Origin of the sequence: Pseudomonas batumici (assembly GCF_000820515.1) — a bacterium.
Classification (GTDB): Bacteria; Pseudomonadota; Gammaproteobacteria; order Pseudomonadales; family Pseudomonadaceae; genus Aquipseudomonas; species Aquipseudomonas batumici.
Window position 1 is genome coordinate 135,354 of the sequence record NZ_JXDG01000003.1, and the last position, 25,794, is coordinate 161,147.

The following is a 25,794-nucleotide window of genomic DNA, read 5'->3' on the forward strand; positions in this document are numbered from 1 at the left end:
GTGTGGGCGCTTAACCGAAGAACCGCTGGCCGTTCTTGGCCATTTCACGCAGCTTCGCGGTCGGGTGGTACAGCGCGCCCAGGTCGGCGTACTGATCGGCCAAGGCGACGAATTCGGCCACACCGATCGAGTCGATGTAGCGCAACGCACCGCCACGGAAGGGAGGGAAACCAATACCGTAGACCAGGCCCATGTCGGCTTCGGCGGCGGTTTCGACGATGCCGTCTTCCAGGCAGCGCACGGTTTCCAGGCACAGCGGGATCATCATCCAGTTGATGATGTCCTCGTCGGTCACTTCACGTTGCTCGTAGATGATCGGCTTGAGCACTTCCAGCACCGACGAGTCGGCGACTTTCTTCTGCTTGCCGCGCTTGTCGGTCTCGTAGGCGTAGAAGCCCTTGCCATTCTTCTGGCCCAGGCGCTTGGCCTCGTAGAGGGCGTCCACCGCCGAACGACGGTCGTCCTTCATGCGGTCCGGGAAGCCTTCGGCCATCACGTCACGGCCGTGGTGGCCGGTGTCGATGCCGACCACGTCCATCAGGTAGGCCGGCCCCATCGGCCAGCCGAACTTCTCCATGATCTTGTCGATGCGGACGAAGTCCACGCCGGCGCTGACCAGCTTGGCGAAGCCGCCGAAGTACGGGAACAGGATACGGTTGACCAGGAAGCCCGGACAGTCGTTGACCACGATCGGGTTCTTGCCCATTTTCTTGGCATAGGCCACGGTGGTGGCGACCGCTTGCTCGCTGGACTTCTCACCGCGGATCACTTCCACCAGCGGCATCATGTGCACCGGGTTGAAGAAGTGCATGCCGACGAAGTTTTCCGGACGCTTGAGGGCCTTGGCCAGCAGGCTGATGGAAATGGTCGAGGTGTTGGAGGCGAGGATCGCATCTTCCTTGACCTGGGCTTCCACTTCCGCCAGTACCGCCTGCTTGACCTTGGGGTTCTCGACGACCGCTTCGACCACCAGGTCGACATGACCGAAGTCACCGTAGGACAGGGTCGGACGAATGCCGTTGAGCACTTCCGCCATCTTCGCGGCGGTCATGCGGCCCTTCTCGACGCGGCTCACCAGCAGCTTGGCGGCTTCCGCCAGCCCCTGCTCGATACCGTGCTCGTTGATGTCCTTCATCAGGATCGGCGTACCTTTGGAAGCCGACTGATAAGCGATACCGCCACCCATGATACCGGCGCCCAATACGGCGGCCTGCTTCACGTCCTTGGCGATTTCGTCGTAGGCCTTGGCCTTTTTCTTCAGTTCCTGGTCGTTCAGGAACAGACCGACCAAGCTCTGGGCGGCCGAGGTCTTGGCCAGCTTGACGAAGCCGGCGGCCTCGACTTCCAGGGCCTTGTCGCGACCGAAGTTGGCGGCTTTCTGGATGGTCTTGATCGCTTCGACCGGGGCCGGGTAGTTCGGACCGGCCTGACCGGCCACGAAACCCTTGGCGGTTTCGAAGGCCATCATCTGCTCAATGGCGTTGAGCTTGAGCTTGTCCAGCTTCGGCTGGCGCTTGGCCTTGTGATCGAGCTCGCCGGAGATGGCGCGCTTGATCAGTTCCAGGGCGGCTTCCTGGAGCTTCTCCGGAGCGACCACGGCATCGACGGCGCCGACTTTCAGGGCGTCTTCGGCGCGGTTTTCCTTACCGGCGGCGATCCACTCGATGGCGTTGTCCGCACCGATCAGGCGCGGCAGGCGGACGGTACCGCCGAAGCCCGGGTAGATACCCAGCTTGACTTCCGGCAGGCCGATCTTGGCGCTGCTGGACATGACGCGGAAATCCGCGGCCAGGCACATTTCCAGACCGCCGCCCAGGGCGATGCCATTGATCGCGGCGACAGTCGGCACGGCCAGGTCTTCGAAATCGCTGAAAATCTTGTTGGCTTCGAGGTTGGCCGCCACCAGCTCCGCATCCGGCAACTTGAAGTTGTCGACAAATTCGGTGATGTCGGCGCCGACGATGAACACGTCCTTGCCGCTGCTGACGATCACGCCTTTGACGGACGCATCAGCCTTGAGGGTGTCCACGGCCTGGCGCAATTCGCTCAGGGTCAGACGGTTGAACTTGTTGACGGACTCACCCTTGAGATCGAACTTCAGTTCGACGATGCCACTTTCAAGAGCCTTAACCGTGATGGCTTTACCTTCGTAAATCATCAACTGATCTCCACGATATGGAAGCTGAACAGTACACGTCGGACGCGAGCGGATGGTACGGCACGGACATTACCGTCGATGCTACGCCAAGCCGCCAGGCACACCCGCCAACGCGATAGTCGGGGTTCTGTTTGGAGCCGTCTGATCAGACAAACGCTCAATTCATACGCCCGTTTGATTTGGGTGTGGACACCTTCACGGAATTCGCAGCAATTGTCAATTGCCGAAAACGTTGCTGAAAAAGCGACTTCCCGGTCATATTTCGAGCGTGACAGGCCTTGGCCATCCAAGGTTTATGGCCACCCATTCAGCGAATCAATAGTGTAGCGTCGACCGGCCGATCCTGCGTCAAGCCAGGGCCTTGAGTACCGCCGCGATGGCCTGCAAGACCCCGGCGTCGCCACGCTCACCCCAATACACGGCAATCATCTGCTTGTCCGCCTCGATCTTGTAGGCGTTGTCCGGCAACGTGCGCAAATGCACCAGCAGATTGTCGTCGGTCAAGGTTTCCCGCCATTGATTGACCCAGACTCCGGGGGCGGTTTGCCAATAGCTCCAGCAGGGACTATCGGGGCGACGGCGCGGACGGTGGTATTGCGCACAAGGGCTGGGCGGATCAAAGGGCAGCCAGTGGGGCCACTCCTGGGGCGCCAGTTGCATGCCCAGGCCGATACGGCGGGCCTCCATGCGCAAGGCCATCATCCCGCTCTGGCGGCGCGAAGGACGTAGCCAGGCCAAAGGACTCAACACCAGCGCCAGGATTGACACCACTATCCATACCGTCATATCTCTAACTCTCTCGATTCTTGATGAGCGATTGGCTCGCCGACGAACCAACCCGCTTGAAACCAGCCATACTTAAAGCTAATGCGATCCTCAGGAGTGCCTTTCATGAGCTACGAACACATTCTGGTAGCTGTCGACCTGACAGAAGAATGCGACCCGGTCATCAAGCGCGCACGCGAACTGTCGGTCAGCAGCCAAGCCCTGTTGTCACTGGTGCATATCGTCGAGCCGATGGCCATGGCCTTCGGTGGCGACGTCCCCATGGACCTTTCCCAGTTGCAGCAACAGCAATTCGACCAGGCCAAGGAGCGCCTCGATCGGCTGATTGTCAAATACCCGGAACTCTCGAAAGACAACTGCCACCTGACCTACGGCCAGCCGCGCCAGGAAATCCACCATCTGGCCAAGGAACAGCATTGCGACCTGATCGTGGTCGGCAGCCATGGCCGGCACGGCCTGGCACTGCTGCTGGGCTCCACCGCCAATGACGTGCTGCACGGTGCGCCATGCGATGTGCTGGCGGTGCACCTGGTCAAACGTCCGACCTGATAACAGGTTGGCGCACGCCACAAAATAAAGCCCGGCACCCACACAGGTTGGGGCCGGGCTTTTCGTTACTCGCCGAACGCTCAGGCGTCCAGCTCGGCCCAGCGCTCCACCATGGCATCCAGCTCGGCCTGGAGTTTTTCCAGCCCGGCGATGACCGCAGCCGTCTCCGTCGCCGGACGCTGATAGAACCCCGCCTCGGCCATTTCGGCCTCAACGGCGGCAATCTGCTGCTCCTTGGCGTCGATCTCGCCCGGCAACGCTTCCAGCTCGCGCTGCAACTTGTAGCTGAGCTTTTTCTTCGCCGCCGGCTGCTCCACGGCTGCCGCCACCGGCGCGGGCGCCGCCGTGACCACCGCCGAATTGAGCTCGGCCTTGCCTGACTTGTTCTCGGTCACGCCCAGCAAACGCGGCGAACCACCCTGGCGCAGCCAGTCCTGGTAACCGCCGACGTACTCGCGCACCTTGCCCTCGCCCTCGAAGACCAGGGTGCTGGTGACCACGTTGTCGAGGAAGGCCCGGTCGTGGCTGACCATCAGCACGGTGCCGCTGAACGTCAGCAGCACTTCTTCCAGCAACTCGAGGGTTTCCACATCGAGGTCGTTGGTCGGTTCGTCGAGCACCAGCAGGTTGGCAGGCTTGCTGAACAGCTTGGCCAGCAGCAGGCGTGCCCGCTCACCGCCGGACAAGGCCTTGACCGGGGTACGGGCGCGTTGCGGGCTGAACAGGAAGTCGCCCAGATAGCTCAGCACATGGCGGCTCTGGCCGTCGATGTCGATAAAGTCGCGACCTTCGGCGACGTTGTCGATCACGGTCTTTTCCAGGTCCAACTGATGGCGCAACTGGTCGAAGTAGGCCACGTCGATCCGCGTGCCCTCTTCCACCGTGCCACTGGTCGGCTGCAAGCCATTGAGCATCAGCTTGAGCAAGGTGGTCTTGCCGGTACCGTTGGCTCCCAACAGGCCGATCCGGTCGCCACGCTGCAGGACCATGGAGAAGTCCTTGATCAGGAACGGGCCACCCGGGTGCGCGAAGCTGACGTTTTCCAGCACCATCACCTGCTTGCCGGACTTGTCGGCGGTGTCGAGCTGGATATTCGCCTTGCCGGTGCGCTCGCGACGCTCGCTACGCTCCACGCGCAGGGCCTTCAACGCACGCACACGGCCTTCGTTGCGGGTCCGCCGGGCCTTGATGCCCTGGCGGATCCAGACTTCTTCCTGGGCCAGGCGCTTGTCGAACAGCGCGTTGGCGGTTTCCTCGGCGGCCAGCACCGCTTCCTTGTGCACCAGGAAGCTGGCGTAGTCGCCATTCCAGTCGATCAGGCCGCCACGATCCAGCTCCAGGATACGGGTCGCCAGGTTCTGCAGGAAGGAACGGTCGTGGGTGATGAACAGCACCGCGCCCTGGAAATCCTTCAAGGCCTCTTCCAGCCAGGCGATCGCGCCGATGTCCAGGTGGTTGGTCGGCTCGTCGAGCAGCAGCAGGTCCGGTTCCGACACCAGCGCCTGGGCCAGCAGGACCCGCCGACGCCAGCCGCCGGACAACTCGGCGAGGGTCTTGTCGGCCGGCAGTTGCAGGCGGCTCAGGGTGCTGTCGACCAGGGTCTGCAAACGCCAGCCATCACGGGCTTCGAGGTCGTGCTGGACGTGCATGAGCTTGTCCAGGTCGGCATCGGTAACGATGTTCTGGCTGAGGTGATGATACTGGGCCAGCAACTCGCCGACACCGTCCAGGCCCGCGGCCACCACGTCGAACACGGTGCGCTCGTCGGCCACCGGCAACTCTTGCGGCAACTCGCCGATCTTGAGTCCGGGCGAACGCCAGACGGAGCCGTCATCGGGCTTCTGCACGCCCTTGACCAGCTTCAACATGCTGGACTTGCCTGTGCCGTTGCGGCCGATGATGCACACCCGCTCACCACGGGCGATCTGCCACGACACCTTGTCCAACAACGGCATGGCGCCGAAGGCAAGGGACACATCGCTGAATTTGAGCAGGGTCATGAGCTTCTCCAAAAACCGGGCGCGCATTCTACCTGACTTGAGCCCGCAGGCGGCCGGCATTTTCATCGGCACCCCGGTTCAAGGTGACAATTGGTATCAAGTTGCGTACAGCCGAGCGCAAAACTTTCGCCCCTGGCCGGCAAAAGGCTAAGCTACCCGGCAATCAGCGCCGCTATTGAAGCGGCGCTCGTCAGGTTTTTTGTTCGGAAATCCCATGCGCAGCCGTCTTTTCAACTTTTTATCGTGTCTGCTTCTTTCCGCCTGCGCCCTCCAAACCGCCCAGGCTGTCGACCTCTCCCAGCAACGCCAGCTCTACGACGAAGCCAAGCGCGCCCTCGCCAAGGGTGATTCAGGCCCCTATTTCCGTTACCAGGATGCCCTCCGGGACTACCCGCTGGAACCCTACCTGGCCTACGATGAGTTGACCGCGCGCCTGAAAACCGCGAGCAATGCCGAGATCGAGGAATTCCTCGCCGAGCACGGCGACCTGCCCCAGGCCAACTGGATGAAGCTGCGCTGGTTGCGCTGGCTGGCCGATCGCGGCGACTGGCAGCCTTTCGTCAAGTACTACGACCCCAAGCTGAATTTCACTGAACTGGACTGCCTCAACGGTCAGTACCAGCTCAGCCACAACCTGCGCGCCGAGGGCTATGCCACGGCGGAAAAACTCTGGCTGACCGGCAAGTCCCAACCGAGCGCCTGCGACGCCTTGTTCGGCATGTGGGCCGCCGAAGGCCAACTGACCGAACAGAAACGCTGGCAGCGCCTGAAACTGGCGGCCGAGGCCCGCAACTACGGCCTGGCCAACAGCCTGGTCAGCGACCTGACCACCCTCGCCCCACAAGGTCGCCTGTTGATCGAAGTGGCCCAGAGACCGGACCTGCTGAACCAGCCTTCGCGCTTCATCCCGGCGGACGAGGCCATGTCCGACGTGGTCGGCCTCGGCCTGCGGCGCCTGGCTCGCCAGGACCCCGACCGGGCCATGCCGCTGCTCGACACTTATGCCGTGAGCATGCACTTCTCCCGTGACGAAAAGGTTGCGATCGCCCGCGAAATCGGCCTGACCCTGGCCCGCAGCTACGACAGCCGCGCGCTGGACATCATGACCCAGTACGACCCGGAGCTGCGGGACAACACCGTGACCGAATGGCGCCTGCGCCTGCTGTTGCGCCTGGGCCGCTGGGAAGACGCCTACCAGTTGACCCGTCGACTGCCGCCGGAGCTGGCGACCACCAACCGCTGGCGCTACTGGCAGGCCCGCAGCCTGCAACTGGCACAGCCGCAGAACCCGCAGGCACAGGTGCTGCTCAAGGCCGTTGCCCACGAACGGGACTTCTACGGCTTCCTCGCCGCCGATCGCTCGCAGACCCCGTACCAGTTGACCAACCGACCGCTGGTCCTCAGTCAGCAACTGATCAACAAGGTGCGCAACACCCCCGGCATACGTCGTGCCCTGGAACTGCATGACCGCGGTCAAGTCGTCGACGGGCGCCGCGAGTGGTACCACGTCAGCCGCCTGTTCAGTCGAGATGAAATGGTTGCCCAGGCCAAGCTGGCCTACGACCTGAGATGGTATTTCCCGGCCATCCGCACCATCAGCCAGGCGCAATACTGGGACGACCTGGATATCCGCTTCCCCATGGCGCATCGCGACACCCTGGTGCGTGAAGCCAGGGTACGCGGACTGCACTCGAGCTGGGTGTTCGCCATTACCCGCCAGGAAAGTGCCTTCATGGATGATGCCCGCTCCGGCGCGGGTGCCAGCGGGCTGATGCAGTTGATGCCGGTTACGGCCAAGGAAACCGCGCGCAAGTTCAGCATTCCGCTGGCCTCGCCCCAGCAGATCCTGGACCCGGACAAGAACATCCAGTTGGGTGCGGCCTACCTGAGCCAGGTGCATGGGCAGTTCAACGGCAACCGCGTGCTGGCAACCGCTGCCTACAACGCCGGCCCCGGTCGTGTCAGACAGTGGCTCAAGGGCGCCAACCACCTGGGCTTCGACGTGTGGGTGGAAAGCATTCCGTTCGACGAAACCCGCCAGTACGTGCAGAACGTGTTGTCGTACGCGGTGATCTACGGCCAGAAACTCAACGTGCCGCAGCCGTTGGTGGACTGGCACGAGCGGTATTTTGACGACCAGTAATGCTGGTCCTGTAGGAGCCGGCTTGCCGGCGATGAGGCCCTGGAGTCTTGCATTGATCTTGCGGACGCCATCGCCGGCAAGCCGGCTCCCACAGTGACCGCGTTAAAAGGTCAAGACTGTAAAAGCCCCGCTACTCGAGAACGGTCACCGGCATCCCGACTTCCAGCAACCCCTGGCCATCATTGACCAGGTTCTGCCCGAACATCACCTCGCCATCCCGCTCGCGATAGGTCTTGAGGGTGGTCAACGGCTCGCGATCAGCGCTGCGCTCACCGGTCCGAGGATCGAGGGTGGTCAGGATGCAACGGGAACAAGGCTTCACCAGCCGAAACTCGACCTCGCCGATACGAATGCGCTTCCAGCCGTCCTCGGCAAAAGCCTCGCCCCCCTCGATCACCAGGTTTGGCCGAAAGCGCAGCATTTCCAGCTCACGCCCGACCTTGCGCGACAGGTCATCCAGCGAAGACTGGCCGATCAGCAGCAGGGGGAAACCATCGGCAAACGCCACCCGATCCTCCTCCTTGCCATAACCGGACTGGGTGAGACGGGCGCGCTCCGGCGGCACATGCACCAGGCGGGTCGGCTTGCCGATAAATGCGCTCAGCCAGGCCGCCGCCTCATCGCCGGCATCCGGCACGCGCAAGGTGTCACTCCAGATGGTTACCCCACGCAGGGCCTCGTCCTTCCCGGGCAAGGCCACGTCCAGCGTCGAATACCCGGGAGCGCTCAGGGTCAGGCCGCCCGCGACATTCCACAACGCCGACAACTGACTCATCTTGCCCACCGCGCGCTGGGTCAGGAACCGCCCACTGGCCTCATCCACCAGCATCCAGCGCCGATCCCCGGCCAGGCCCAGCTCGTCCAACGGGCTCTGGCGCAAGGTCTCGCCCCTGGCGGACTTCAACGGATATCGATACAGCGCGCTCAGACGCAACATGGCCAGCTCCCGGGCAGATAAAGCAGCGATTCTACCGCAGGAGCAGCCGGTCAGGCGTTATCCAGCATCAGCCGCTGGCGCACCACATCCACCAGCTTGTCCGGCTGGAACTTGGAGAGGAAGTTGTCGCAACCCACCTTCTTCACCATCGCATCGTTGAAACTGCCGGACAACGAGGTATGCAGGACCACATAGAGCCCGCGCAAGCGAGGGTCGTTACGAATTTCAGTGGTCAGGCGATAGCCGTCCATTTCCGGCATTTCCGCATCGGTGAAGATCATCAGCAGCTTGTCGGTCATGACCTCGCCGGCATCCGCCCAGCCCTTGAGCATGTTCAAGGCCTTCAGGCCGTCGCTGGCGATATGCATTTTCACCCCCAACTGCCCGAGGGTATCGCGCAACTGGGACAGGGCCACATTCGAGTCGTCGACCAGCAACACTTCGCGGCCACGCGCCCGATCCATGACTGGGTCGTCGAGTTTTTCACGGGACACTTTGGCGTTGTAGGGCACAATCTCGGCCAAGACCTTTTCCACGTCGATGATTTCCACCAACTGGTCGTCCACCTTGCTGATGGCGGTCAGGTAATGCTGGCGCCCGGCACTGCTCGGCGGCGGCAGGATCGCTTCCCAGTTCATGTTGACGATGCGGTCCACGCCCCCCACCAGGAACGCCTGGACCGAGCGGTTGTACTCGGTGACGATGATGGTGCTGTCGGGCCCCGGCACCAACGGACGCATGCCGATCGCCTGAGACAGATCGATCACTGGCAGTGTCTGGCCCCGCAGGTTGACCACGCCGCAAACGAACGGGTGGCGCTGGGGCATCAGGGTCAGCTTGGGCAGTTGCAGCACTTCCTGGACCTTGAACACGTTGATCGCGAACAACTGGCGCCCGGCCAGACGAAACATGAGAATCTCCAGCCGGTTCTCACCCACCAGTTGCGTACGTTGATCTACCGTGTCGAGAATGCCGGCCATTAATGACTCCTGGGCTTGATGCTGAAAGTGACATTGAATAGGTTATCGGCGGAGAGCATCGGACCTTGACCCTCCGATAAAATGCCTGCCAAAAGCATTGATGCCACATTAACATCATGCTTTACTCGGTTCACCCCCTCGCCGCCGCGCGACGCCCAGCGCGACCACCGATTTCACCGATAGTTCCCCATACTAGGGGAATCCCCTAGTGACAATCAGGCGCAACCTGATATTCGCAATATCCAATAGCCATTAATGTGACGCCATTCTCATTGCATGAATGGAGTCGGGCTTTTGTTTTTGATTGCGGGACCATGGCCAGACGGCCAGGTGAAAACCTTCGCCGATCATGCTCAAGCCCTCTGGATGGCCACTTTCGGCCAATTCCCGGGAGCCTGCCCATGCAGCCTTTTGGCGCCCGCCGACACGCATTTGAGAACAGGATGCACTCACTGCAATTTGAAACAATCGGAAACAGACTACAGACACCCACAGCCTGTCGGCATTAACTTTAAAACCGTTCGCCCCGTGCGACTTTCTATCGCCTGCCTATGTAATCAAGGAGATAAAGCATGCTGAACGGTAAAGAACGGCAAGCCGGCTTGCCGGAGTTCCTGATGGAGGCCCAAGCCCTGCAGGCGAAGATGCAGGAGTGTTGCCAGCACCTGGAACTGATCCGCAACGACAAGGACGCCATTGACTGCCTCCTCGTCTCGCTGCACACGCTGGCCAGTTGTGCGCAAGGCCTGGGCGTACGCTCGATGGCTCGGTTCTCGCGGCAGATCCACACCCTCCTGAGCCAGCCCCAGGACCCGCTCAACCTGCATGAAGACGCCTTGCAAGCCTTGCGCAACTGCCTGACGCTGCTGGCCTGGCAGGTCGAGCTGATCGACCCCTGCACCGGTCAATTGGGCCTCGACGACGAAGAACAGTCCGAACTGATCACCGCACTGGCCATCCAGACCGGCCAATGCGGATCAGCCATCATTGGACCGAAGGCCTTCACCCTGATCACCTTCCCTGAACGATCCGTTTGAAAAGCTCGCTACCCCCACGCTCATCGAGACATCCCAACCTGTTGCCCATCGCACGCCACCCTTGATACGCCTCCAATCCGTCCTGCTCATACGCAAAAACGACAACAGCAACTAACCTCGAACTTCAGGGTTTCAGGCCGTGGATTTTTAATGCAAAAAGAATAACTAGCGTCTACACGACAAAGTACCGAAATACCGTTCGAGCGTCGGTTAGAGTAACGTGGCTTAACAACGATTGCGGAACAAACGTACAAGAAAAGTTGACCGTTTGGACATATATCACCAGGGAGCGACCACCCCTGAATGACGTGGTATTATGCCACCAGCGCTCATATGTACTTGTACGGCTTAGTAATTTCACAAAAAGACATCAAAATGACATCATTGCGCAAACTTTCTTACCCTGACACTGTTTCACCTTGAGCGAACGTATTAAACCGTACCCGTTTTTCAAACTTGGCCTGTCGGTTGTCCTGACGGTCTACCCGTAGCGAACATTCATCGGCTCCATACGCTATGTACGTCAGCCTCAAGTCATTCAAGCCTTGGCTCCCCTCCCGAAAGAATGCCCGCCGGCTGACCGCGGTGCTTTGCATCGGCTCGGCCGTGGCCAGCGTACTCATCTACAGCACCTGCTCCAGCCTGCCCCTGGGATTGCTGCTGCTGAACCTCGCCGCCTTGGCCAGCGTCTGGCTTCAGCACCGCGACTCACGTACCGCTATCCAGTTCCAGCCGCAGGAACTGGCCGATCGCCTGCTCCAGGTGCAAGAGAACGAACGCCATCGCCTCAGCCGCGAACTGCACGACGACATCGGCCAGTTGCTGACCGCGGCCAAACTTCAGACCCAGTGGTTGCAACGGCGCCTGCCCGACGACCTGCAAAGCCACTGCGAGACGCTGAACAACACCCTGGACGAAACCCTGGCCAAGGTTCGCGACGTCTCGGCCATTCTCAACCCCCGCCAATTGGCCAGCCTTGGCCTGGAAGCCAGCCTGCGGGCGCACTTGCTCAAGACCCTGGAAAACACCAGTGTGCTCTGGAGCCTGGAGTGTCACCAGCGGCTGACCGGCCTCCCCGAGGAGATGGCCGTGACCGCGTTCCGGGTGACCCAGGAAGCGGTCACCAACATGCTGCGCCATGCCCAGGCGCGTAACCTGCTGGTGCGTATCAAGCGCCTGCCCGAAGGCTTGTCCCTGCACATCGCCGACGACGGCCAGGGCTTTTCGCCGGCGGCCAGGCCCGGCGACGAAGGCCAGAGCGGCATGGCCGGCATGGCCGAACGCATCGAACAGGCGGGCGGAACATTGACAGTCACCAGCGGACCCGGCAAAGGTACGCAGATCGAAGCACTGCTGCCCTGGGCGCCGCGCGCCCTGGAACGCGCCAGCAAGAATAAGGCTCCATGACCTGCAACCTACTTCTGGTGGATGACCACTCACTGATCCGGGCCGGTGTCCGCGCCCTGGTACTGGATATCCCGGGTTATGCCGTGATCGGCGAAGCCAGCGACGGCGCGCAGCTGCTCGACGCGGTGGAACGGCTGAACCCGGACATCATCCTGCTCGACCTGTCCATGCGTAAAACCGGTGGCCTGGATGCCCTGCGCGCACTCAAGGCGGTGCGCCCCCAGAGCAAGGTGCTGATCCTGTCGATGCACACCGACCCGCAACTGATCATGCAGGCCCTGGAAATCGGCGCCCATGGCTACCTGCTCAAGGACACCACGGCCACCGAACTGGCCCAGGCCCTGGACGCCTTGCGCAGCAACGAGCGCTACCTGAGCCCGGCCATCGCCCACACGGTGATCAACCAGGCCCTGACCCAGGTCCAGCGCAACCTGCCGGCCGAGCGGGCGGATAACCACAACCTGACCGGGCGCCAGCTGGAGATCCTGCGGCTGATCGTCCGGGGCAAGTCGACCCGCGAAATCGCCAATGGCCTGGGCCTGAGCATCAAGACCGTGGAAACCCACCGCTCGCAGATCATGAAGCGACTGCAGATCTTCGACGTCGCCGGCCTCGTGCTGTTCGCGGTACGCGAGCAGATCATCAGCCTCGACGACTGAGGCATTTATCAGTCACGCTCGTAGCCCTGATTACGAAACGACCCGTCGTATTTTCTTGACGGTAGGCCATCATTCATTAGCAACCTGCTGTTTCATGAGCTTTACTCAACTCCACGCCATCCGAACCTGAGAGGACGCGTGAAGTGTCAAGTCGATGAAAATCGCGAGACTACGGGAAGGAAGCCTCATTTGGATTGACGCTGTTCTATCCAGAAAAGATCAACCGCCAAGGATGGGGGTAGCGCAAGAGCCCAGGCTTTCTATTCAAAATAACGGCCACGCTGCTTCGTAATCGCCATTTCGCGATGGTGAGACGGGAGGGGTTTATGCGCCCGCAACCGGTTGACAGCCTGTTACTGACCCGCCCCAGCATGGTCGAGTACTTCCTGTTCGGCATCCGCCTGGTCCATGGACTGACCGCGATGTTGCCCGGCCTGATGCTGCTGATCTACCTGCGCGAGCAAGATCCCGACGCCATCAAGAGCTACTTCGCCCTGCTGCTGTTCTTCGGATTCATCAGCGTCCTGATCTTCCAGGCGCTGGGGGTGTATGCCGAGACCCTCTTCAGCAACCTGCTGCGTTTGCGACTCACCCTCTTCGCCTGGTCGTCGGCGTTCTGCCTGCTGCTGTTCATGCATCACGGCCTGCAGCTGTTCAGCCTCCTGACCAACCGCGAACTGTTGGTCTGGTTTCTCGCCAGCCCGGTGCTGTTCGGCATCGAACGCCTGATCCTGCTGACCCTGTTCCGGCAACTGATGCAACGGGGCATTTTCCTGCAGCACGCGGTCATCCTCGGGGCCACCGAAAACGGCCAGCGCCTGGCCGAGTACCTGACCCAGAATCAGGATATCCGCTCCGGGGTCATCGGATTTATCGACGACCGCATCGGCCGCCTGCCCAAAACCCTGGGTAACCTGCCGCTGCTGGGCAACTCCAGCGACCTGGAACGGCTGATCCGCGAAGAAAAGGTCACCCAGGTGCTGGTCGCCCTGCCCTGGTCGGCGGAAAACCGCATGGACTGCATCATCCGCGAACTGCGCCGCCTGCCGGTCAACGTGCTGCTGGTGCCGGACATGGTTGCCTTCCGACATGCCCACAACCGCATCACCGAAGTCGCCAACCTGCCGATGTTCAACGCCTCCGAGGTGCCCCTGCGCGGCTGGTCGCCGATGTTCAAGCGCCTGGAGGACATGGTCCTGTCGAGCACCGCGCTGATCCTGCTGTCGCCGCTGATGCTGCTGGTGGCCCTGGCGATCAAGCTCGATTCGCCGGGCCCGGTGCTGTTCCGCCAGAAGCGCTATGGCTACAATAACCGCCTGATCGAAGTCTTCAAGTTTCGCTCGATGCATCAGCACCAGAGCGATGCCACCGCCGAAAAACAAACCACCCGCGGCGATCCGCGGATCACCCGGGTCGGGCGCCTTATCCGCAAGACCAGTCTCGACGAGCTGCCGCAACTGTTCAATGTCTTCATCGGCAGCATGTCGATGGTCGGGCCGCGCCCCCACGCCACGGCCACCAAAGTGGCGGGCATCCTGTTCGAGGAAGCGGTCAAGGAGTACACCTCGCGTCACCGGGTCAAGCCGGGGATCACCGGGCTCGCCCAGATCAACGGCTACCGGGGCGAAACCGACACGCTGGAAAAAATCGAGAAGCGTGTGGAGTTCGATCTGGAATACATCGAAAACTGGTCGATCTGGTTCGACCTCTACATCCTGTTCCGCACTGTTCCGGCAGTGTTCATGACCCGCGAGGCCTTCTGAGTGAGCACACTCATTCCCTGCATCATCGCCGGTGGTGCCGGTACCCGCCTGTGGCCGGTCTCCCGCGAGGCCATGCCGAAACCCTTCATGCGCCTGCCCGATGGCGAAAGCCTGCTGCAGAAGACCTTCCGCCGGGCCACCGACCTGGCCGGTGTCCAGCGGGTGCTGACGGTGACCAACCGCGAGGTGTTCTTCCGTACCCTGGACGACTACCGCCCGCTGAACAAGGGCGATACGACACTGGACTTCATCCTCGAACCCTTTGGCCGCAACACCGCCCCGGCCATCGCGGCGGCGGCCCTGCACGTGGCCAGGCTCTACGGCGAGGACGCACAGTTGCTGGTGCTGCCGGCCGATCACCTGATCAAGGACCTGGACGCCTTCGCCAAGGCGGTCGACAGCGCCCGGGAACTGGCCGACCAGGGTTGGCTGGTGACCTTTGGCCTGGTCCCGACCCACCCCGAGACCGGCTTCGGTTATATCGAAAAGGGCCAGGCCCTGGACGGCGCCAACTTCCAGGTCGCGCGCTTTGTCGAGAAACCTGACGCGAAGACGGCACGGCAATACGTCAACGACGGCCGGCACCTGTGGAACGCCGGCATGTTCTGCCTGCGGGCCGACGCCGTGCTGCGCGAACTGCGTGAACACGCCCCGGATGTACTCGACGCCATGATCGAGTGCCTGGCCCACAGCCACAGCCGTGAAGGCAGCCAGGAACTCCAGTTGGAACTGGATGGCCAGAGCCTGGCCCGGGCGCCGGACATTTCCATCGACTACGCACTGATGGAGCGCTCCCGGAAAGTCGCGGTGGTGCCCTGCCAACTCGGCTGGAGCGATATCGGCTCATGGCAGGCGGTGCGTGAGCTGAGCCCCGCCGACGCCCAGGGTAACCAGTGCAACGGCGAGACCGTGCTGTATGACGTCAGCAACTGCTACATCGATGCGCCCAAGCGCCTGGTGGGCGGGCTGGGGCTCAAGGACCTGATCATCATCGATACCCCGGACGCACTGCTGATCGCCGACAGCAAGCGCAGCCAGGACGTCAAGCTCATTGCCCAGGAGCTCAAGCGCCAGGGCCACGACGCCTACCGCCTGCATCGCACCGTGACCCGCCCCTGGGGCACCTACACCGTGCTCGAGGAAGGCAAGCGCTTCAAGATCAAGCGCATCGTGGTACGCCCCCAGGCCTCGCTGTCACTGCAGATGCACCACCACCGCAGCGAACACTGGATCGTGGTCAGCGGCATGGCGCAGGTCACCAGCGGCGACAACGAATTCATGCTCGACACCAATGAGTCGACCTTCATCAAGCCGGGCAAGCGACACCGGCTGGCCAACCCCGGGGTGATCGACCTGGTGATGATCGAAGTGCAGAGCGGCGAATACCTCGGCGAAGACGACATCGTGCGCTTCACCGACATTTACGGGCGGGTTCGAGCCGACACCGGCAAAAGCTCAGACACCTGACAGGGGAGCCGCCGCGCGAACGTACCAGGGGCTGTCAGAGGGGTGTGACCATGTACAAAGGGAAGATTGACCGATGAACAAACGCCTGCTGATCATCCTCAGTGTTCTATTCATCAGCGCCTGCAGCATCCCGGCCAAGGTGGCACTGCCGGACAGCGACATCCTGCGCGAAGGTCACCGGGCCGGCGAGGCCCTGGCCGGCAAACCGCTGCCGGACCAGCGCATCCGTGCCGGCGACACCTTGCGCATCGTGCGCAATACCGGCGAGGCCCCCTCCATTTCAGCCTTCACCGCCAACTCGATCTACGAACTGACGCTGTTCACCGTGATGAACGACGGCAGCTTTTCCTATCCCTACGTCGGCAACGTCAAGGCCGCCGGCCTGACGCCGCAACAACTGACCCTGTTCCTCGAAGACAAGCTGAAAAACATCTACCAGGATTCGGCCCTGACGGTGAACATCTCCCAGTCCCCGGGCAACACCGTGTTCGTCGGCGGCTCGGTGCGCAATCCGACCAGCCTGCCGGTGACCACGGTCACCACCCTGGAACAGGCCCTGATCGGCGCCGGCGGCCTGTTGCCAGTGGGCGACAGCCGCAATATCGCCCTGCTGCGCCAAGACGACGACGGGCGCTACAAGACCTACTTCTTCGACTACCGCGACACCCTGCTCGCCGGCGCCAGCCACCGCGCACCGGTGCTGCTGCAACGCGGCGATGTGGTGTTCGTGCCCAAGTCCCATGTGGGTAACGGGATCGAATGGGTCGACCTGTACCTGAACCAGCTGATTCCCTTCCAGAAATCGATCGGTATCGGAGTGAACTACAACTTGAATAACCGCAACGGCAGCAACTGAGCGTCAGGGCCAACAGACATGATCAGTATCCGCTCCTTCCGCGATTTGTTGCGTCTGTTCTTCATCTTCAAACGCGAAGTGAAAATCGCCGTGCTGGTGACCTTCATCGTCATTTTGCTGGGCGCGTTCCTGCTGCCCAACCGCTACGAGTCCACCGCCCTGCTGCTGGTCAAGCCGGGCCGAGATACCAGCACCCTGCCGATCGAGATTTCCGATCGCCAGGCGACCATTATCCCCAGCGCCCAGCGCGACCCGATCATCGACGAGGAACGTATACTCAGCGGGCGCCCCATCGCCCGGCTGGTCGCCGAACAATACCTGGACGAGCTGTCCAGGGCCGCGCCCCAGGAGGGTTTGATCGCCACCCTCAAGGCCCTGCTCAAGAGCACGCTGCAGGGCCTGCTGGATGTCGGCCGCGGCCTGCTGCAACTGCTCGGCCTGGTGGAGAAACAGCCCCCGGTCGAGCGCCTGGCGGACCAACTGTCGAAGAGCTTCAGCGTGACCCACGCCGCGGGCTCCTCGGTGATGGAAATCAGCTTCACCTGGAACGATCCGCAGGTGGCCCAGACCCTCGTCAAGAGCTGGATCGAGCAGTATGAAGAGGAACGCACCCGCACCTTGGGTCGCAAAAGCCTGTACACCTTCTACGAAGGCGAAAGCACCGCGACCAACCAACGCATCCTCGACTACAAGAAACAGATCGAAGCCCACCTCAACGAATTGGGGGCGGTGAGCATCGGCGAACGCCTGAACGATATCTCGCGCAACCTCAACAACCTGCGCGGCGAACACCTGAACACCACCCGTGCCGTGGCGTCGACCAAGAGCGGGCTGGAGCGGATAAAGGCCCAGCTCGACAGCATGAAGAAGGAAATCAGCATCGGCCGGCAGATGAGCCTCAACCCGGACCGCCAGGACCTGCAACAACGGATCAATGCCAAGCAGATCGAACGCCAGGAAATGCTCCGCACCTTCAAGGAGGGCGCACCGCCGGTGAAGGCCATGGACCAGGCGATTGCCAACCTGCAGGACCTGCTCAAGTCGCAGAACGCGGTGGTCCAGCGCACGGATAACCTGGCGCCGAATCCGGTCTATACCCGCCTGCAGAACAGCTTCGCCGACCAGCAGGCCAGCCTCAGCCGCTTGCAGACCCAGGCTACCCAGCAAGAGACCCAACTCGCCCAGTTGGAGCAGGACCGCCGCCAGGCCCTGGCCCTGGAGCCGGAAATGGCCCGCCTGCAACGCGAGCTGGAGGCCGCGGAAAAGAACTTCGCCCTGTACAGCACCAGTACCGAGAAAGCGCGGATCGACCGTGAACTGGACAAGAGCCAGATCAGCAACATCGCGGTGATCGAACAGGCCACCCTCAACGAACGCCGGGTCTTCCCGAAAAGCCTGACGATGCTGTTGCTGGCGCTTCCACTGAGCCTGGCGGTCGGCCTGCTGGCCCTGTATTTCTTCTACCTGCTGGACCAGCGCATCCACGACGGCGACAAGATCGAGTCGCGTTTCGGGATCCAGGTCTGGACCAGCCTGCAAGACATCAGCAACGGCCACGCCCAGCGCCGCACCGCGTTCACCGCCAGCATGTACCGGCTCTATGGGGTCCTGCCACTGGATCAGGTCGCCGACAAGGGCCTCGCCATCGGCCTGACCTCGGCCCGGCGTGGCGAGGGGGTCAGCTTCGTCATCGATCACCTGGCCAACCTGCTGCGCGAACGTGGCCATCGCGTGCGCATCGACGCCACGGGTCCCGCCCATCCGGGAGAGATCCTGCTGCTCAATGCCGGCGCCTTCTTCTCCAACCAGGAAGCCTTCGTGACCCTGCGCCAGGCCGACCTGATCGCGCTGATCGTCGAGGCGGAGGCCACCACCGTACCGATTCTGGAAAATGCCCTGTCCACGCTCAATACCGCGTTCAAGCGCGTCGACGGCATCATCCTCAATCGGCGGCGCTTCGAGATTCCCGAACGCGTGCTCAACATCCTGGCGCGCATCCGGAGCCAAGCCTGATGCATATTGCCCTGATCGCGCCCCTGCCACCGGAACAGAACGGCATTGCCGACTATGCCGGACACCTGAAGGCCGCACTGGAAGACCTGGGGGTGCGCGTCAGCACGCCCCTGGCCGGGCTGGGCAACGACCCGCAACGGGCCCGGGAACGGGTGGCGCAAACGCAGTGGCAAGGCATCGATCTGGTCCATGCCGAAATCGGTGGCGGGCGCCTGGCCGAGTTCCACGCCTTGAAGGCCCTGCGCGAACGCTTCCCCACGCTCCCCCTGACCGCCACCCTGCATGATCCAGAACGCCTGGTCTGGCGCCGCGAGCGCTTGCCCTGGCCGCTGTCGCTGGCCGCACGGCTGCCTTCACCGCTGCCGCAGATGGCCACGGTTCTGGCCGACCCGCTGTGCCTGCATGAAGAACGGCAACTGGCCCGCAGCCTGACCCGCCTGGTCACCCTCACCCGCTCGGGCGGCCAGTGCCTGCGCCAGCGCATGGGCTTGCGTAGCGAACAGATGGTGGTGATCCCCCACGGCAACCCGGCCATTGCCGCAAGGCCCTTGCCGGCGCTGGACCCGCTGCGGCTGCTGTACTTCGGTTTCATCTACCGCGGCAAGGGCATCGAAGACCTGCTGGACGCCCTGGCCGTCACCTTCACCCAGCAACCGGACTTGCGCGCCCGATTGCGCCTGACCCTGGCCGGGGGCAGCGAGCCGGAGATGGCCTTCGGCCCCTCCGGCAGCTACCTCGATCAACTGCGTCGGCACATTCGCAACCTCGGCCTGCAAGACAGCGTCGACTGGCAGCTGGACCTGCCGGCCGCCGACATCCCCCGGGTGATCCAGGCCCATCATGTGATGGTGCTGCCGTACCGCGAGTCGAGCAAACTCAAACTGCTGGGCAATCTGCGCGGCACCAGCGGCGCCCTGTCCTGGGCCGTGGCCTGCGGACGCGGCGCCATCACCTCGGACGCGCGCTCCTTTGCCGAGGAAGTGGCCCAGGGCAACGGGGTGATTTTCCCTCAGGGCAATGTCGCGGCCCTGGCAGCCGAACTGAGCCATTTGTGTGCCACGCCGGAACTGGCGATCCGCTGGGCCGAACACGCCAGCGTGATCGGCGAACAGCGGCTCTGGAGCCACACCGCCGAGCGTTTCCTGCAACTGTTCCAGCAGGCCTGCGGAGGACATGCGGATGTCGCGTAAACCCCTGTTCCGGCTGCCGGCCCTGCTGGTGCTGGCCGTCGTCGCCAGCCTGCTGCCCTGGAGCCCCCGGGTCGCCGCCCAGACGACGCTCAAGGCGCCCCGCGCGGTGGAATGGAAAAATTTTCTCGGGGTCAACGCGCAATTCCAGTATTTCGAGCCGGACATCTACCAGAAACAGATGGCGCGGCTCGATGACCTGGGCCTGAACTGGGTACGCCTGACCCTCCACTGGTTCCTCATCGAACCCCAGCGGGATGCTTTCCAGTGGACCGAACTGGACGGCGCCATGACCGCGATGCAGCGCCATGGCTACAACACCGTCGCCTACCTGGTCGGCTCGCCGCCATTCGCCAGCAGCGCCGCGGCCGGCACCCCGAGCAGCGACCGATACCCGCCCAGCGACTTCAAGCTGTTCGCCTCGCGCATGGTCGCGCTGGCCCAGCGTTACCCGCAGGTAAACACCTGGCAGGTGTGGAACGAGCCGAACATCGTCTGGCTGCCCAAGGAGGACCCCGCGGCCTATTACCAACTGCTGAGCACCACGGCCGCGGCGATCCGCGCCCAGGTACCCGGCAAGGCCGTCGCCGCCGCCGGCATGGCCTATTACAGCCAGATGCACAGCACCCCCGGATTGATGCTCGAGTCCCTGCTCAAGCAAGGCCTCGCCGGTCAGAACCTCATCGTCGCCTATCACCCCTATACCCAATTGCCGGAAGGTGACGACGCCGCTGCCCAGGACTTCCTGGTCCGCGGCAATGCCCTCAACGGCGAGCTGCACGGCAACGGCGTCGCCCAGGTCTGGGCCACCGAATGGGGCTGGTCGAGCTATAGCGGCCCCAAGGAAATGCAGGCACTGATCGGCATCGGCGGGCAGGCCGACTACACCCTGCGGCGCCTGGCCCTGATGAGCGCCATGGACTACCAACGGATCTTCCTGTTCAACCTCAGCGACCTGGATGCCCGGGCCAGCCCGCGTGACCAGTACTACGGCCTGCTCGACCTCGACGGCGAGCCGAAACCGGTCTATACCGCCCTGAAGAACTTCCTCGCTGTCACCGGCCCGGTGCTCCAGCCGGCCGATGCCCCGCTGTCGAGCAACGCGCCGGCCGACCTGTACAACATCGCCTGGACCCGTAACGACGGTGCCCATGTCTGGATGTTCTGGAGCGCCAGCGGCCAGCGCCTGCAACTGCCCGGCGTGACCCGGGCGACGCTGTTCGACCCTCTGGCCGGTACCCGGACGAACCTGAGCGACGGGACCGCCATTACCGTGCCGCTGAAAACCAGCCTGCAGCTCCTGGTGTGGACGCCATGAAGATCCTCTGGACCCTGCCCTACCTGCCCTGGCCCACCACCAGCGGCGGCAAGACCCGGCAGTTTCACCTGCTGCGCAGCCTGGCGGCGCGCGGGCATCGCATCACCCTGCTGGTGCAATCGAAAACCGACCTCGACGAGGCCACGCGCCAGAACCTGGCGCCCATTGTCGAGCGGCTGATCGTGGTGCCGCGACGTTCGCTGCGCAGCCTGAAAACCCTGCTCGGCGTACTGCTGGCGCCCTACCCGATGCTGGCCGTGGTCAACGGCCTGGCGCCGCCCCTGCAGGCCCGGTTGCGCACCTTGCTGGAAGAACACTGGGACGTGATCCAGATCGAACACAGCTACAGTTTCCAACCCTACGAACAGCCGCTGAGCGACACCGGACGACCGTTCATCCTCACCGAACACAATGTCGAATCGGCCCTCGGTGCCGCCAGCTACGACCGCCTGCCGGGCTGGATGAAACCCTTTACGCGGTATGACCAGTGGCGCTATCGGCGCTGGGAAAACCGGGTGTTTCGCCAGGCCGCCGAACTGATCGCCGTGACCTGCGAGGACGCCGAAGTCCTGCGCGAGCGGACCGGCAAACCGGTGGCGGTGGTGGTCAATGGTGTCGACAGCGACCTCTACGCCGGCGTCCAGCCCGACTTCCACGCCCGGCGCCTGCTGTTTATCGGCAACTACGAATACAGTCCGAACCTGGATGCGGTCGAGTGGGCCCTGGAGGACATTCTCCCGGCGCTGTGGCGGATCAATCCCGCTGTGCGTTTCACCATTGCCGGATTCGGCTTGCCGGACGCCTGGCGCGAGCGCTGGAGCGATCCGCGTATCGAATGGCAAGGTTTCGTCCCCGACCTGCGCGCCCTGCAAAGCAAGGCCTCGGTGTTCTTCGCCCCCCTGCGCCAGGGCGGCGGGTCCAAGCTCAAGGTCCTCGAGGCCATGGCCGCCGGCCTGCCGGTGGTCACCACCGACCAGGGCGTGTCGGGGCTGCGGGTAGAAAACGGCCGGCACTATCTGGGCAGCGAAGAGCCGCAAGCCCTCGCCCGAATGCTCGCCGACGTCCTCGAACAGCCATCGCGCCTGCAGCAGATCGCCGAAGCCGGACGGGCCTACGTCAAGGCCGAGCACGACTGGGCCGTGGCCGCCGCGCAACTGGAAGCGGTCTATCGCCGACTCCCCCACCTCAAGGAGGCCGTGTCCGTATGCGCATAGGTCTGGATTATCGCCCGGCGGCGGGCTACGCCCACAGCGGTATCGGCCGTCAGAACCTGGCCCTGGAACAGGCCCTGCGGGCTCATCCCGAGGTGAGCCTGCAACTGTTCGGGGTGGCCCCGGAGGATCATCCGATCCGTCGCCGCGTCCACTGTCCGAAGTGGGGTTCGCCGTTGCAGGGCATACATCGACTGCCGGTGCGCCTGCGCTTCGAGGCTGGCTTCCTGCCCGGCGCATTGCGCGAAGCCGGGATCGAGGTCTACCTCTGCAACTTCAACATGGGCCTGCCCCCGGGGCGCAAGCCCGCCGGCCTGCGCTATGTGCTGCAACTGCATGACCTGTTCCAGTTGACCTTGCAGAACAGCCACGGCTCGAAACTCAAGGAGCAGGTTTATCGCGTCACCGATCGCCTGTCCATCAGCCGCTCGGTCAAGCTCGCCGACCGGATCTGGACACCGTCGCAATACACCGCCGACGAGCTGGTCAAGTTGTTTCCCGAGGCCCGCGACAAGGTCCGGGTGCTGCCCAACCTGGTCAGCGGTTTCGCTGGCGAAGCCGCCGACATCACCGACCTGCAAGTGCCGGCGCGCTACTGGTTGGCCGTCGGCACCCGTGAACCGCGCAAGAACATCCCCTGGTTCGTCGCCGCCTGGCACGCCGCCCGCCAGCAATCGCCGCAGGTTCCGGAGCTGCTGCTGATCGGCTCCCCTGAAGACCTGCCCGCGCCAGTGCGACACCTGCCGGGCCTGCACTACCTGACCGGCCTCAGCGATGCCCAACTGCACGCGGTGTACCAACAGGCCGGGCGCTTGTGGCAACCGTCCTATGCCGAAGGTTTCGGCCTGCCGGTCATCGAGGCGCTCAGCGTCGGCACTCCGGTGGCCGTCGCCAGCGGCTCGGCGCTGGACGAAATCACCCCGTCGGACTGCCCGCGCTTCTCGCCCACCGACGGCCCGGCCCTCAGCGCGCTGATGACCCGCCTGGCCGACGCCCCCGCCGAGGATCCCGACGCGCTCCGGGCATGGGCCAGGGGCTATGACACGGCGGCCTACCGGGAGCGCTTCAATCAGTTGCTCGAGGAGCTGAAATAATGCCCCTGGCGCTGCCCATCGCCCTGTTGTCTGGCCTGGTCTTCGGCATCCTGGCCTGGCTGCTGCCGCCATTCAAGGTGGTGCTGGTGCTGGTCGCCATCGGCGGCGTGGTGACCATCGTCCGTCACCCGCTCTGGGGCTTGCTGCTGTTCAGCGTGCTCGCCACCTTCCTGCCCTATTCGACGATACAGGTCGGCCTGCGCACCACGCTGTCCGAGGCCCTGATCCTGCTGGTCTGGGGCAGCGTGCTGGTGCAGAACCTGTTCAACAACCTGCCACACCAACCGCCGCTGCTGCGCACCGAGCGCTGGCTGGTGGCCTTGATGCTGTTCAGTGCCTTTCCGTTTATCGTCGGCCAGTTGACCGTCAACGCCACAGGCAATGGAACGGTGAACTGGATACGCTGGCTGCTCAACCTGTCGGTTCTGTTCCTGGTACCGCGTCTGCTGGACCAGCAAAGGGCTCGCGAACAGGTGGTCAGCGGCCTGCTGCTCGGGACCCTGCTGCTGTTGCTGCTGTCGATCCCGGTGTTCCTCAAGAGCGGCTCCGCCACCGGCATGACCCCGATCCTCGCCGCACTCGGCTATGGTGACATCAACGTGCTGGGCGACAGCCTCTCGGCGCTGTCCAATCGCATGGGCTCGCCCTGGATGCATCCCAACGCCCTGGGCGGGGCCATGGCCCTGCTGCTGCCGCTGGCCTTCTGTTTCGGCCTGACCCGCCAAGGCTGGAAACGGACGCTGGGCCTGGCCGTGGCGGGGCTGGGTGTGGTCGGCCTGCTGCTCTCGGGCTCACGCGGGGCGCTGGTCAGCCTGACCATCGTCCTGCTCTGGATGGCGCGCAAACGCGTACCGTATGCCGGTCAACTGATCCTCGCCGGCCTGGTGTTCGGCAGCCTGCTGCTGATGTTCTACCCTCCGCTGCAGGATCGTCTGCTGACGCTCTTTTCCAGCAACGACGCCAGTACCCACGTCCGCTTCGAGGAGTACTCGCACTTCCCCGCTGCCGTGGCCATGTTCCCCTTCGGCATCGGCTTCAAGGTCGAGCCGCCCGTGCCAGGTACCGGTCTGTGGGGGATCTCCAACCTGTGGCTGAACTTCATCTACAAGCTCGGTGTGCCGGGCCTGCTACTGTTTATCGCGGTGGTCTGGAACTGGTGGCACGAAACCCGCTCCTCCCTGGCCGCGATCCAACTGAGCGAAGACAACGCGATCTGGCTCGGCAGCACCTGCGGCCTCATGGCGGCCTTGCTCAGCGGGCTCTTCGACCACTATTTCAGCTTTACCCAAGTGCTGATCGCCCTGTTCTGGCTGTTGCTCGGCCTGAACCTGCACGAAGCCCGGCGTCTCAAGCTCAAGGCCGCCCCCCTGCCAGGAGTCCGCCCATGAAACACCGCTTGTTCCACTCGTTGAATCTGAGGCAGGCCCTGCCCGAATACGCTGAAAAAATGGGCGTCAGCCTGGAGGAGCTGGACAGCAGCTACCAGTGGATGCTGGAAAACGACGTGTGTTTCGAACAGCCGCTCAAGGGCAATACGCTGTGTTTCATCAGCTACCTGAACATCGAGCCGCGGATCGAGCCGCCCCTGGCCCGGCGTTTCTATGCCTTGCTCGGCCGCGAGCTCAAGGGCGCACTGATCCCCCTGTACGGGATCAACTGGCCGACCCTGCGCGACCGGATGCTGCGCTGGTGGGAGTTGGCCTACAACATCCTGATCTGCAAGATTCCCAGCCATACCCTGAGGCTGCTCTGGCTGCGCGCGGGCGGGGCGAAGATCGGCAAGGGCTCGACGGTCTGGCGCAACACCGAGGTGCTGGGGGTGGACAGCTTGCGCATCGGTAACGACAGCACCGTCGGCTGGCATTGCCAGCTGGATGCCCGCGGCGGCCTGATCATCGGCGACCACGTGACCATCGCCTCCCACGTGCTGATCATTGCCGGCGGCCATGATGTCCAGGCGCCGGAGTTCTGGGCCATCGGCGGGCCGGTCTATATCCGCGACTACGCCTGGATCGCCAGCCGCGCCCTGCTCTCGTTCGGCGCGGACATCGGCGAAGGCGCCGTGGTCGGCGGCCAGTGCGTGGTCTCCAAGCCGATTCCGGCCTACGCCATCGTCGGCGGCCCGGACGCGGCGATCAAGGGCGAACGCTGTCGCGGCCTGAACTACAAGGTGGGCGGCAAAAGCCTGTTCACCTTGTTCCACTGAGCCGCGGGCATGCCTGACACGAA

The 25,794-nt window shown here is 63.3% G+C and carries 20 protein-coding genes; 15 read left to right on the forward strand and 5 right to left on the reverse strand.

What is annotated here, in order from left to right; translation table 11 throughout:
* Positions 1–10: 10 nt before the first annotated feature.
* A complete protein-coding gene (gene fadB / locus UCMB321_RS01175; protein WP_040063199.1) occupies positions 11–2,158 on the reverse strand; it encodes a fatty acid oxidation complex subunit alpha FadB in 2,148 nt (715 codons plus the stop codon).
* A 348-nt stretch (positions 2,159–2,506) separates the two neighbouring features.
* Positions 2,507–2,944: a hypothetical protein gene (locus UCMB321_RS01180; protein ID WP_040063200.1), complete on the reverse strand. Its 438-nt coding sequence runs from the start codon at positions 2,942–2,944 to the stop codon at positions 2,507–2,509.
* Positions 2,945–3,049: 105 nt separating this feature from the next.
* Between UCMB321_RS01180 and UCMB321_RS01185 the strand changes: the two genes are divergently transcribed.
* Complete coding sequence (locus UCMB321_RS01185; protein ID WP_040063201.1) at positions 3,050–3,493, forward strand: universal stress protein; 444 nt, start codon at positions 3,050–3,052, stop codon at positions 3,491–3,493.
* 80 nt (positions 3,494–3,573) lie between these two features.
* Here UCMB321_RS01185 and UCMB321_RS01190 read toward each other — a convergent pair whose 3' ends face one another.
* The gene (locus UCMB321_RS01190; protein ID WP_040063202.1) at positions 3,574–5,493 is read right to left on the reverse strand and encodes an ATP-binding cassette domain-containing protein; all 1,920 of its coding nucleotides are present in this window, start codon (positions 5,491–5,493) and stop codon (positions 3,574–3,576) included.
* Positions 5,494–5,707: 214 nt separating this feature from the next.
* On the opposite strand from UCMB321_RS01190, the gene UCMB321_RS01195 reads away from it, so the two are divergent.
* Positions 5,708–7,636 (forward strand): transglycosylase SLT domain-containing protein, encoded by a 1,929-nt coding sequence (locus UCMB321_RS01195; RefSeq protein WP_040063204.1) that lies wholly within the window; start codon positions 5,708–5,710, stop codon positions 7,634–7,636.
* Between the two features lie 130 nt (positions 7,637–7,766).
* Here UCMB321_RS01195 and UCMB321_RS01200 read toward each other — a convergent pair whose 3' ends face one another.
* Positions 7,767–8,573, reverse strand: coding sequence for an MOSC domain-containing protein (locus tag UCMB321_RS01200; protein ID WP_040063205.1), 807 nt, complete (start codon positions 8,571–8,573; stop codon positions 7,767–7,769).
* Positions 8,574–8,623: 50 nt separating this feature from the next.
* Positions 8,624–9,553, reverse strand: a complete 930-nt coding sequence (locus tag UCMB321_RS01205; RefSeq protein WP_040063207.1) for a chemotaxis protein CheV — start codon at positions 9,551–9,553, stop codon at positions 8,624–8,626.
* Positions 9,554–10,125: 572 nt separating this feature from the next.
* Between UCMB321_RS01205 and UCMB321_RS01210 the strand changes: the two genes are divergently transcribed.
* From UCMB321_RS01210 to UCMB321_RS01270, 13 genes are all read left to right on the forward strand, one after another.
* Positions 10,126–10,590 carry an Hpt domain-containing protein gene (locus UCMB321_RS01210; RefSeq protein ID WP_040063208.1) on the forward strand — a complete coding sequence of 155 codons (465 nt, stop codon included), beginning with the start codon at positions 10,126–10,128 and terminating at the stop codon, positions 10,588–10,590.
* Positions 10,591–11,106: 516 nt separating this feature from the next.
* Positions 11,107–11,997 (forward strand): sensor histidine kinase, encoded by an 891-nt coding sequence (locus UCMB321_RS01215; protein WP_040063210.1) that lies wholly within the window; start codon positions 11,107–11,109, stop codon positions 11,995–11,997.
* The gene (locus UCMB321_RS01220) at positions 11,994–12,656 is read left to right on the forward strand and encodes a response regulator (protein WP_040063213.1); all 663 of its coding nucleotides are present in this window, start codon (positions 11,994–11,996) and stop codon (positions 12,654–12,656) included. Before UCMB321_RS01215 ends, UCMB321_RS01220 begins: the two co-directional genes overlap by 4 nt.
* A gap of 326 nt (positions 12,657–12,982) precedes the next feature.
* A complete protein-coding gene (locus tag UCMB321_RS01225; RefSeq protein WP_040063214.1) occupies positions 12,983–14,419 on the forward strand; it encodes an undecaprenyl-phosphate glucose phosphotransferase in 1,437 nt (478 codons plus the stop codon).
* Positions 14,420–15,886, forward strand: a complete 1,467-nt coding sequence (locus tag UCMB321_RS01230) for a mannose-1-phosphate guanylyltransferase/mannose-6-phosphate isomerase (RefSeq protein WP_040063215.1) — start codon at positions 14,420–14,422, stop codon at positions 15,884–15,886.
* A 73-nt stretch (positions 15,887–15,959) separates the two neighbouring features.
* A complete protein-coding gene (locus tag UCMB321_RS01235; RefSeq protein ID WP_040063217.1) occupies positions 15,960–16,742 on the forward strand; it encodes a polysaccharide biosynthesis/export family protein in 783 nt (260 codons plus the stop codon).
* An 18-nt stretch (positions 16,743–16,760) separates the two neighbouring features.
* Positions 16,761–18,755: an LPS biosynthesis protein gene (locus tag UCMB321_RS01240; protein WP_040063219.1), complete on the forward strand. Its 1,995-nt coding sequence runs from the start codon at positions 16,761–16,763 to the stop codon at positions 18,753–18,755.
* Entirely contained in the window at positions 18,755–19,945 is a 1,191-nt protein-coding gene (locus tag UCMB321_RS01245; RefSeq protein ID WP_040063220.1) for a glycosyltransferase, read from the forward strand. Before UCMB321_RS01240 ends, UCMB321_RS01245 begins: the two co-directional genes overlap by 1 nt.
* Entirely contained in the window at positions 19,935–21,260 is a 1,326-nt protein-coding gene (locus tag UCMB321_RS01250) for a cellulase family glycosylhydrolase (protein ID WP_052451037.1), read from the forward strand. The genes UCMB321_RS01245 and UCMB321_RS01250 overlap by 11 nt, the downstream gene beginning before the upstream one ends.
* Positions 21,257–22,474: a glycosyltransferase family 4 protein gene (locus tag UCMB321_RS01255; protein ID WP_040063222.1), complete on the forward strand. Its 1,218-nt coding sequence runs from the start codon at positions 21,257–21,259 to the stop codon at positions 22,472–22,474. Before UCMB321_RS01250 ends, UCMB321_RS01255 begins: the two co-directional genes overlap by 4 nt.
* Complete coding sequence (locus UCMB321_RS01260) at positions 22,465–23,565, forward strand: glycosyltransferase family 4 protein (RefSeq protein ID WP_040063223.1); 1,101 nt, start codon at positions 22,465–22,467, stop codon at positions 23,563–23,565. The genes UCMB321_RS01255 and UCMB321_RS01260 overlap by 10 nt, the downstream gene beginning before the upstream one ends.
* Positions 23,565–24,953, forward strand: coding sequence for an O-antigen ligase family protein (locus UCMB321_RS01265; protein WP_040063224.1), 1,389 nt, complete (start codon positions 23,565–23,567; stop codon positions 24,951–24,953). Before UCMB321_RS01260 ends, UCMB321_RS01265 begins: the two co-directional genes overlap by 1 nt.
* A complete protein-coding gene (locus tag UCMB321_RS01270) occupies positions 24,950–25,771 on the forward strand; it encodes an acyltransferase (protein WP_040063227.1) in 822 nt (273 codons plus the stop codon). Before UCMB321_RS01265 ends, UCMB321_RS01270 begins: the two co-directional genes overlap by 4 nt.
* Positions 25,772–25,794 lie beyond the last annotated feature (23 nt).

Bases quoted from the DNA above. Each gene is read 5' to 3' on its own strand.
- UCMB321_RS01245 (WP_040063220.1), top strand. From the start codon at position 18,755: ATGCATATTGCCCTGATCGCGCCCCTGCCACCGGAACAGAACGGCATT.
- UCMB321_RS01265 (WP_040063224.1), top strand. From the start codon at position 23,565: ATGCCCCTGGCGCTGCCCATCGCCCTGTTGTCTGGCCTGGTCTTCGGC.
- UCMB321_RS01190 (WP_040063202.1), bottom strand. From the start codon at position 5,493: ATGACCCTGCTCAAATTCAGCGATGTGTCCCTTGCCTTCGGCGCCATG.
- UCMB321_RS01180 (WP_040063200.1), bottom strand. From the start codon at position 2,944: ATGACGGTATGGATAGTGGTGTCAATCCTGGCGCTGGTGTTGAGTCCT.
- UCMB321_RS01210 (WP_040063208.1), top strand. From the start codon at position 10,126: ATGCTGAACGGTAAAGAACGGCAAGCCGGCTTGCCGGAGTTCCTGATG.
- UCMB321_RS01250 (WP_052451037.1), top strand. From the start codon at position 19,935: ATGTCGCGTAAACCCCTGTTCCGGCTGCCGGCCCTGCTGGTGCTGGCC.
- UCMB321_RS01235 (WP_040063217.1), top strand. From the start codon at position 15,960: ATGAACAAACGCCTGCTGATCATCCTCAGTGTTCTATTCATCAGCGCC.
- UCMB321_RS01240 (WP_040063219.1), top strand. From the start codon at position 16,761: ATGATCAGTATCCGCTCCTTCCGCGATTTGTTGCGTCTGTTCTTCATC.
- UCMB321_RS01260 (WP_040063223.1), top strand. From the start codon at position 22,465: ATGCGCATAGGTCTGGATTATCGCCCGGCGGCGGGCTACGCCCACAGC.
- UCMB321_RS01185 (WP_040063201.1), top strand. From the start codon at position 3,050: ATGAGCTACGAACACATTCTGGTAGCTGTCGACCTGACAGAAGAATGC.
- UCMB321_RS01215 (WP_040063210.1), top strand. From the start codon at position 11,107: ATGTACGTCAGCCTCAAGTCATTCAAGCCTTGGCTCCCCTCCCGAAAG.
- fadB (WP_040063199.1), bottom strand. From the start codon at position 2,158: ATGATTTACGAAGGTAAAGCCATCACGGTTAAGGCTCTTGAAAGTGGC.
- UCMB321_RS01255 (WP_040063222.1), top strand. From the start codon at position 21,257: ATGAAGATCCTCTGGACCCTGCCCTACCTGCCCTGGCCCACCACCAGC.
- UCMB321_RS01225 (WP_040063214.1), top strand. From the start codon at position 12,983: ATGCGCCCGCAACCGGTTGACAGCCTGTTACTGACCCGCCCCAGCATG.
- UCMB321_RS01220 (WP_040063213.1), top strand. From the start codon at position 11,994: ATGACCTGCAACCTACTTCTGGTGGATGACCACTCACTGATCCGGGCC.
- UCMB321_RS01195 (WP_040063204.1), top strand. From the start codon at position 5,708: ATGCGCAGCCGTCTTTTCAACTTTTTATCGTGTCTGCTTCTTTCCGCC.
- UCMB321_RS01200 (WP_040063205.1), bottom strand. From the start codon at position 8,573: ATGTTGCGTCTGAGCGCGCTGTATCGATATCCGTTGAAGTCCGCCAGG.
- UCMB321_RS01205 (WP_040063207.1), bottom strand. From the start codon at position 9,553: ATGGCCGGCATTCTCGACACGGTAGATCAACGTACGCAACTGGTGGGT.
- UCMB321_RS01270 (WP_040063227.1), top strand. From the start codon at position 24,950: ATGAAACACCGCTTGTTCCACTCGTTGAATCTGAGGCAGGCCCTGCCC.